The organism is Spiroplasma sp. ChiS, from assembly GCF_002968355.1.
Lineage (GTDB): Bacteria > Bacillota_I > Bacilli_A > Mycoplasmatales > Mycoplasmataceae > Spiroplasma > Spiroplasma citri.
The window spans coordinates 1-8,334 of record NZ_PUUH01000285.1 but is presented as its reverse complement, the minus strand read 5'-3'; the positions used below and the strand labels follow the sequence as shown (position 1 = coordinate 8,334).

At 24.9% G+C, this 8,334-nt stretch carries 10 protein-coding genes and 1 pseudogene; 8 read left to right on the top strand and 3 right to left on the bottom strand.

The genetic code is table 4. The features are described from left to right. Positions 1–240: 240 nt before the first annotated feature. The gene (locus tag C6B38_RS07305) at positions 241–492 is read right to left on the bottom strand and encodes a hypothetical protein (RefSeq protein ID WP_071937131.1); all 252 of its coding nucleotides are present in this window, start codon (positions 490–492) and stop codon (positions 241–243) included. Continuing rightward, on the bottom strand, positions 492–641 hold the full coding sequence (locus C6B38_RS07300) for a hypothetical protein (protein ID WP_071890527.1): 150 nt from the start codon (positions 639–641) through the stop codon (positions 492–494). The genes C6B38_RS07305 and C6B38_RS07300 overlap by 1 nt, the downstream gene beginning before the upstream one ends. 452 nt (positions 642–1,093) lie before the next feature. Here C6B38_RS07300 and C6B38_RS07295 point away from each other — a divergent pair, with 452 nt between their 5' ends. The 8 genes and pseudogenes from C6B38_RS07295 (at position 1,094) to C6B38_RS12425 (ending at position 7,403) form a co-directional block, all read left to right on the top strand. Beyond that, positions 1,094–2,947, top strand: coding sequence for an ABC transporter permease (locus tag C6B38_RS07295; RefSeq protein WP_105299142.1), 1,854 nt, complete (start codon positions 1,094–1,096; stop codon positions 2,945–2,947). A gap of 25 nt (positions 2,948–2,972) precedes the next feature. Next, positions 2,973–3,962, top strand: a complete 990-nt coding sequence (locus tag C6B38_RS07290) for an ABC transporter ATP-binding protein (RefSeq protein WP_105299141.1) — start codon at positions 2,973–2,975, stop codon at positions 3,960–3,962. 139 nt (positions 3,963–4,101) lie between these two features. Then, positions 4,102–4,311, top strand: coding sequence for a pyridoxal-phosphate dependent enzyme (locus tag C6B38_RS12005; protein ID WP_105299140.1), 210 nt, complete (start codon positions 4,102–4,104; stop codon positions 4,309–4,311). Beyond that, complete coding sequence (locus C6B38_RS12000) at positions 4,308–4,613, top strand: pyridoxal-phosphate dependent enzyme (protein ID WP_105299139.1); 306 nt, start codon at positions 4,308–4,310, stop codon at positions 4,611–4,613. Before C6B38_RS12005 ends, C6B38_RS12000 begins: the two co-directional genes overlap by 4 nt. A gap of 28 nt (positions 4,614–4,641) precedes the next feature. Next, positions 4,642–5,115, top strand: coding sequence for a pyridoxal-phosphate dependent enzyme (locus tag C6B38_RS11995; RefSeq protein WP_162475933.1), 474 nt, complete (start codon positions 4,642–4,644; stop codon positions 5,113–5,115). Continuing rightward, positions 5,073–5,342, top strand: a complete 270-nt coding sequence (locus C6B38_RS07270) for a hypothetical protein (protein ID WP_105299137.1) — start codon at positions 5,073–5,075, stop codon at positions 5,340–5,342. Before C6B38_RS11995 ends, C6B38_RS07270 begins: the two co-directional genes overlap by 43 nt. Beyond that, the gene (locus C6B38_RS07265) at positions 5,342–5,722 is read left to right on the top strand and encodes a Rid family detoxifying hydrolase (protein ID WP_105299136.1); all 381 of its coding nucleotides are present in this window, start codon (positions 5,342–5,344) and stop codon (positions 5,720–5,722) included. Before C6B38_RS07270 ends, C6B38_RS07265 begins: the two co-directional genes overlap by 1 nt. Positions 5,723–5,847: 125 nt before the next feature. After that, positions 5,848–7,403, top strand: a pseudogene (locus C6B38_RS12425) (hypothetical protein). A 77-nt stretch (positions 7,404–7,480) separates the two neighbouring features. On the opposite strand, the gene C6B38_RS07255 reads toward C6B38_RS12425, so the two are convergent. After that, positions 7,481–7,963 (bottom strand): hypothetical protein, encoded by a 483-nt coding sequence (locus C6B38_RS07255; protein ID WP_105299135.1) that lies wholly within the window; start codon positions 7,961–7,963, stop codon positions 7,481–7,483. Between the last annotated feature and the right edge of the window lie 371 nt (positions 7,964–8,334).

Here is an 8,334-nt window from a genome sequence, read left to right as displayed (position 1 = left end):
CATTGTTAATAAACATTGTTAAATATAAAAATAATAAAAATTGGCACACTGAAAATAACTATTAAGAACTTTAATAGTAAATATAATAAGTTCATTTTTCTATTTAATAAATTCATTTTTTACAAATGTGATACCATCTATTTTTTGATTATCATGAATGGTATCACCAATTAAAACAATTATTTCACTAAAAATTCCTAGTGTGCCTTAACTAAGATATATGATCGATTATAATAAATATTAAAATCCTTTAACCATAACACGGAAAAAGTTTAAGATTTTAATAATACAAAATATAGCAAATGGAATTAATATAATTCACGCTTCACCTAAGAAAACCATTATCTCAGGTAAAATATTTGTTATACCTTCTTTAACTTTTCATAATGCACTAGATAAACCAGTTCAAATACCAGTCATACCCTCAGACATAGTTTTAGGTGTAGGTGCTGTTAAAAAATTAAACGCTGTTGTTAAATACATACCTAACATTATTTATTACTCTCCTTTCTTTCAATTTCTTTTTTATCTTTTTTCTTTCCTCGAATTTGTTTAATTTTTTGGTAAATTAATAAACCAAAATAAAGAAAAATTGCTAATACAATAACAACACTAAATATTGTCGTTAATCAAGTTGGCATAATACATCTCCTTTCTAAAAACTAAAAAATTGAAATTTGCAAACTCGCTCCGCTCGTTGTCGCTTCGCTCCATTAAAAACACTACTGAATAAATTATCCGCTAATAAATTAAGCGGAATAATTTATTCTTTTACTTTTTAATTTCAATATCTTTTGCAATCTTATTAACAGTATTAATAACAATATCTTTACCATACTTTTTCACTAGCGACTGCAAAATAAAATATTGTTTTGTTTGCATAATTTCAACTCCTTAATTAAAAATATTATAAAAATTTTTGGTTCAAAACTGTAAAAACCAAAAATACAAAATGTGTGTGGTTTCTACAATTTAAAAATCACCTATACTTGTAAAACAAATTAAAAAATGATAAAATATATATTGTACAAATATCCTGCTATAAAATTGACAAGCATAAATTAAGTAATTTAAAAAATAGATGGAGAATAGAATGCTTAGAAAAGGTAAATCAAATTCATGATATTCAATAATATCATTTTCAATTTTTAAAATCCGCCGTTCAATGGCAGTTTGAGTTTTAGTGTTGTTGTCAATTGTTTTATTTGCTGCACTTGCAATTACTCTTTTTTTATCTTCAACAAATATTTACGATTTTTTAAAAAATTTTCAATATGGAGTTTTTATTTTTAATAATATTTTATTATTATTGTTTGTTTTGTTAGTCATCATTAAAATTTTTGGTCGAGAATTTGAAGATGGTACATATTTGCTCTTAATTTCCAAACCATATTCTAGTTTTACTTTATTTTTCTTAAAATTAATTTCACTTTGAATTTTGATTATCTTTTTCTTAGGAACAATTATTTTGTTTGCGTTAGGAATTGGTTATATTGGCTATTTAATTAATAATAATTCAGAATATTTAGAAGTTTATCAAAATTTATTATTAAAATTACTTTTGTATTCTTTAGCATTATCTTTTTTTGCATCAAGTGGTATTTTATTTGCTGTAACTTTTTTAAATTCGCAAGTAGTTTTGTTAATTGTTGTTATTTTCTGTAGTTTATTTTTAGTTGGGGGGATGCCATATTCGTTAATTATGAGTTTAGCGAATACAATTGATTTGTCATTTATAGAAACTAGTATGACTAAACAAAATTATCCCGTTCTTATTATTAAAAGTACAATTAATTTTAAAAGAAATTTAGAAAAAAAATTAATTAAATATAATAATTTGACTAGTAAAATTTGAGATTTTTATAATTCGTGAGATTACGATGATTTAGATAAAGTTTTTAAAACGCGCGACTATGAAAATATTACAAGTGATCCTAGTTTACGAATTAAACGATTAGAATTTTATCAATCATTAGGTTTAACAAAACCGAAAGAAGAAAGTTATACAATTGAACAACTTAATAAGTGAGATAAAATAACAAAATATAAATATGATAATAAGGATGAAACCATTTTTGAGATTATTAATAAAGTTGGCGGAAGTAATCTTAAAATGAAATTGAATTTTGCAACAAATTTCTTTTTTAAATCACCAGGAGAATTAGATCCAAATAATGAAATTCATCAAGAATTACTTGACTGTATTAACTTTATTGAAAAAAGTGCAAAATCATGAGAGTTGTATCTTAGAACAAATGATTTAAATGGAAATTCGTTATTTTACTTTGATTTAGATAAATCCTATTATAGTTTAATATCATCTGATGGGAAGGTAGGAACCGAAAACCAAAAATTGTCAGAACCAAATGGATTTAATCCAGTAAATGTTTTTCGTGTCGAATTTGCTCGGACTGGAATTTCACCAGCTGATTCCGAATATGATAATGGTCCTGACTTTCAAGATTGAATTCTTAATTATTTTGGAGCTGAAGATAGAATTGAGGATGGTTTTGAAATTAAAACACTTTATGTTTTAAGAGAAATTGAAATTAATATTTTAAAAAAAGTAATGGATTATAAATTACTTGAAGCTGTGCCACTTAAAATAAATACAGAATGACAAAAATATGATGATTTAATGCAAACGTATGAATTAATTTCTAAAATTAATATTATTGAACATTGAAATCAAATTTGAACAAGTTCTTTATCATATGTTCCATTTTGATTTGAACCACTTCAACGAAGCAACATTAATTTTAATGTTCAAAATAATTATTTAATGAGTTATCAAGATTTCCCAATATCATTAAAACAAGATAAAAAGGTTGACCTTGTTGTGCCTCCATTCTTAAATATTAATTTATTGTTATATATTTATTTAGGAATATCTGGTTTGTTTTTAGTTAATGCTTATTTAATTTTACGTCGCAAAAATATTACTTAAGGCAGGAAGAAGGAGATGTTAAAGCATGAATAATAATGCATTAGTACTTAGCGATGTTGCGATTGCTTCGCGTAATTTTAGTAAAAAGTTTAAAAATAGTATTGTTGGTCCGTTTAATTTTAATGTTAGTCGTGGAAAATTACACGCCATTTTAGGTGCTTCTGGGAGCGGAAAAACAGTTTTTATTAAATCTTTAATTGGTGGTTTAAAAGGTTTTAAGGGTGATATTACAATTTTTGGGAAAAAAGCAACAAAAATTAGTATGAAAAAAATGATTGGTTATGTTCCTGAGTTTGTTACTTTTCCTGAAAACATTAGTTCTTATAATTTTTTAAAGTATTTAGGAAAAACAAATGGTTTGCGGGGGAGATATCTTCGTGACCGAATTGAATACTTAATGAAATCATTAGAAATTTGAGAACACCGTGATAAAGATGTTAATTCGTTTTCATCAGGAATGAAAAAAAGAGTAATGATTATTCAGGGTATTATTCATGACCCTGAAATCTTAATTTTAGATGAACCAGAAGCAGGATTAGATATTAATAATCGAAAAAAAATTATTTTTTACTTAAAGCAATTAACACTACGTGGTAAAACTGTCTTTTTTTCATCCCATTTACTAGATGAAATTAAGGATTATATTGATGAATTTACAATGGTAATGAATGGAACACAAATTTATACGGGACAATTAGCTGCTTTTAATATTAAAAATAGTTATTATTTGGTGACTAATAATCCCCAAGCAATGATTCGTTATTTTAATTTAAACCGAATACCAAATTGATATGATCGAGCAAATAATTCGTTAAATTTTGTTTTAAATTCACCATTACATTTATATTATGTCACTCAATATGCATTAAAAAAACGGATTAAGATTGCTAAAATTAGTGAAGTTGAATTTTCATTTGATTTTTTATTACAAAAATTAAATATTACGTTACCTCCCAATATGACCACTAATCGTAAATTACGAAAGAAACAGTTGAAGAAACAGCAACAAGGTTAATCAATTAGAATAAGTTTTAAGTAGGATTATGCAACAAAATTAAAGAAGATAGGTTTTAAAAATATTTTAATGTGCATTAAAGTATTTTTTTATTGTAATTAAACTAGGTCCAAATTATTTTAAAAAAGGAGCAAATTGTATGGAATTTCATATTTCAAAAGAAAAAATTGAAAGTACATATAAAAAAATTAAAAATCATATTATTAAAACACCATTGATCTTTGCAACAAAATTAAGTCAAATTACTGGCAATAAAGTATATGTAAAATTAGAAAATTTACAACGGGCTGGTTCATTTAAACTACGTGGGGCGTTAGCAAAAATGATGGAACTTAAACCAGAGAAATAATTGCAAAAGGAGTAGTAGCAGCGAGTGCTGGGAATCATTCAAAGGGGGTTAGTTTTGCAGCTAATTTATTAAAAGTACCAGCAACAATTGTGATGACTCAAACAGCACCAATTAGTAAAATTAATGCAACAAGAAATTATGGTGTTGAAGTAATTTTACATGGTGATTTCTTTGATGATGCCAATAAAAAAGCCTTAGAAATTGCTAAAGCAGAAGATAAATTTTTTGTTCATGCATTTAATGACATTGATGTTATTAGTGGCCAAGGTACAATTGGCATTGAAATTTTTGAAGAATTATAAGATCTTGATTATGTTCTTGTTCCAATTGGTGGGGATTTTATCCGAAATTGCCACGTATATTAAAGCAGTTAATCCAAAGTGCAAATTAATTGGAGTACAAACACAGAATGTTCCAAGTTATTATGAAGCACGAAAAATGAATAAACCATTTTCTGTTCAAGGTAAATTATCAATTGCTGATGGAATTGTTGTTAAACAATGTGGGGATATTACTTTTAAAATTTTAAATAAATATTTTGATGATGTTATTTTGGTTTCAGAAGCAGAAATTGCAGAAATAATTTTATTTTTATTTGAAAATTGTAAAATTGTTGCTGAAGGTGCTGGTGCGGTAACAACCGCTGCAGTATTATTTAATAAATTAAATGTTAAAAATAAGAAAATTGCCTGTGTTTTATCAGGGGGTAATATTGATGTAACAACATTTTTAAATATTAATAACCGTGCTTTAATTAACCAATGTCGTCGAATTATTTTAAAAATTGATGCCCCATTAGGTTAGGGAAAGAATATATTAGTAAAATTACTAATATTGTTGATTCGCATGGTGTTCAAATTTATCAAATTTTTGATTCACAATTAGAAAATAGTCTTGAAATTAATCGTGAAATTATTCGCTTAGTAATTGATATTAATATGAGGATTGAATTAACAAAGATTGTTGTTGATTTGGAAAAAGCAGGATATACGGTAATGGAACAAGAATTTATTAATTCAATTACACCATAATGGAATTAATTCATACTGTTCAAGCACCACAATCCGTAGGTCCATATTCCCAAGCGATTAAACTTGCAAATGGGTTTTTGTATATTTCTGGACAATTAGGATTAAATCCTACAACAATGCTTTTAGTTGATAATATTAGTGATCAAACAAGACAAGTATTAGCAAATATTAATGCTATTTTAACCCTTGCAAAGTATACTAAGGATAATGTTATTAAAACAACAATTTTATTAAGTGATATTAATGATTTTGTTGTTAATGAAATTTATGAATCCTTTTTTAAAGAGCATAAACCGGCACGTAGTACTTTTGCTGTTAAAGTTTTACCAAAAGCAGCTTTAATAGAAATAGAAGTCATTGCTTTTAAAGAAAATAGTTAAGACAAATTATTTTTAAAAATATTTATATTAAGCAACTTGGTTGTTAAAAACACTAAGGTGCTTTTTTTTTTTTTTTTTAAATAAGTATAATTAAAAGTGTCTTACAAAAAGAAGGTGGCAATTAGATGAAACGGTTATTAACACTTTTTAGTGTTTTTGTTTTAGGTTTCGGTAGTAGTTTGGGTGTTGTTAGTTGTACAGTGCGAGCAAAACATGAGCCTGAAGAGGATGAAATGGAAGGTCATCAAGATCTTGAAATTTTAAATCAAATAAAAAAGGAAGCAAAGCAAACTTTATCAACATGATGACAAACAAAAACAATGATTGATATTATTTAAGGAATATCCAGAGCAAATATCATCATTTGAAGAACTAGTCGCAGAGTTAAAAACAAAAAATGATGGTTTATTAACTTTAACGAGCACAGCAATTAGTAAATATCGTTTTTTACATCATTTGCTTGTTGGTTTTAAAGCAGAGTTTAATAATTTGAATCAAGATTTACAAGATCGATATTCAAATTATTATGTTGATACAATGCCATTGTTCTTAGGAGAAAATGATATTTCATTTACTTTGTATAATATTAATTTTGAGAACATAGCAAAACTATTAGAAGATACTCCCCAAGCAGTATTAGGAATTAGAGTCTAGGTTAATATTGCTTATGAAGTGCGCTTTAAAGAATTATCCCCAGTGCAGGATAACATTAATAAAAACGTAGTTATTGGTAATAATATTGATATTTTACGTAATATTATAAAACAACTTGCAGAATATTTTTCTATTTTTATTGATAATATTTTGAAAAAACTAGATTATAAAATTATTATCACAGAATTTAGTAGTTATCTAGATTTGCCTTTGGTTTATGTATTTCGTTCATTTATTGAACAAAAAGTAAAAGAGAAAAAAATTATGTTTTATTGAGTTAATAGATTTAATAATATTAGTGGCATAATGCATAATATTTTCCATCAGACTGAATACTTTTATAAAGACCATTCAGTATTAAAATGAGCAAAGGAAGGATATAATCCTAACAAATTAACCAAGGAAAACTTTTTAAAATTTTATAAACAAAAATATTCTTTTAAAGAAATAGGTGATTATTATGTAAGAGGAGTCCCAACATATATTAATTTGGAGGATATGTTCATTGAGAATATTTTATTGAATGAGGAAGGAGGGTATAGAGGCCAGAAATTAAAAACACCTGTTAATATCCTAGTACCAAAAGATAAAGTTGACCAACAATTGGAAGAATTTGCGAAAGTAACAATGGATTTTTGACATTATTATCAATTAGAAACATATAGTAATGGTAATCTTGTTTTTAATATGAATCAAACAAATTTTGATGAATTAGTTAAGAGTGCTAGTGTTTTAGAAAAAAAGGAGAAATAATAACCTTGTTGTCAATCTTTAAACTTATTTTTAATTTTTTAAGAATACACTAAATTTAAAAAGTAAGTTTTTCACATTTATGAATGATAAGAGATATAAATATAAAGTTAATTTCATTAAAAAGCAACAATCTTTTGTTGTAGAATTATTTTGCTCAAAAGTTAAATGTCAGGATGAAAATATTGTAAATTTTTCTTATAATTACTTTGCTTATAGTTTTAATATAAATAGTCATATTGTCAATGATTTGTTTGCATTTTTGTGTAAATTTTAATTTAGAGTTGGTTAGTTAAATTATAAATTGTACGAGGTTTGTAAGTGAGTTGTAAGTTGAAGAGCAGGTTATAGTTATTACTTCACATAACATATAGTAAAAAAGATAATTAGGGAAGAAATTAATAATATTCCAGCAATAATTAATAATATTTTTCGATTTTTTTTAATTATTGCTTCTTCATCAGTTAAAGTAGATTGGTAACGACGACAATGATTATTAAAGTAAGCTGCGGCTTGCTTATTTTTATATCATCCTAAAATTAATCAGATTAATAAAATTAAAACAAAGAAGCTAACAACAATTCATTCTGTTTTTTTAATATCTTTAAAGGCAAAAATTCCTAATAAAAAACTAATTCCAAGTAAAATTGCACTAGTTAAAATAGCAATTAAATAATGATATCAAGTAATTTTTTTTAGTTTTTGATAAGTTTCTAATTTTATTGTTTGATTATGGTATGTTTCCTCAACAATTTCTTTAACTTTTTTTTCATGAATTTCTTTTTCTTCTTGTTTTAATTGATGTAATTCTTTAAAAATATTTTTCTTTTTTGCCATCATTGCCCTCACATTAATATTTTTTAAATTTATTATTAAATTATATTGTATTTTTTCAAAAAGTAAAATATAATTACATAGTATAAAATTATATTTTGTATCAAGTACATTATTTTTGGTAGTAATAAAAAAGTTGATTTTTTATAAAAAATATAAATAAAGTAATTAAATATAAATTAAAGTAATCGCTTATAAGAGCGATTTTTTTATTTGCATTATTCATCAGATAGTATCTTTAAAATTAAAAATTAACCTATTTTCTCCATCAATTAGTTAATTTTTATAATTTCCTTTCTGTGATTTATTATATTTTTTCGGTTTAACAACTAATAATATCACTTTTAAATAAAAGATACTATCTGATGAATAAT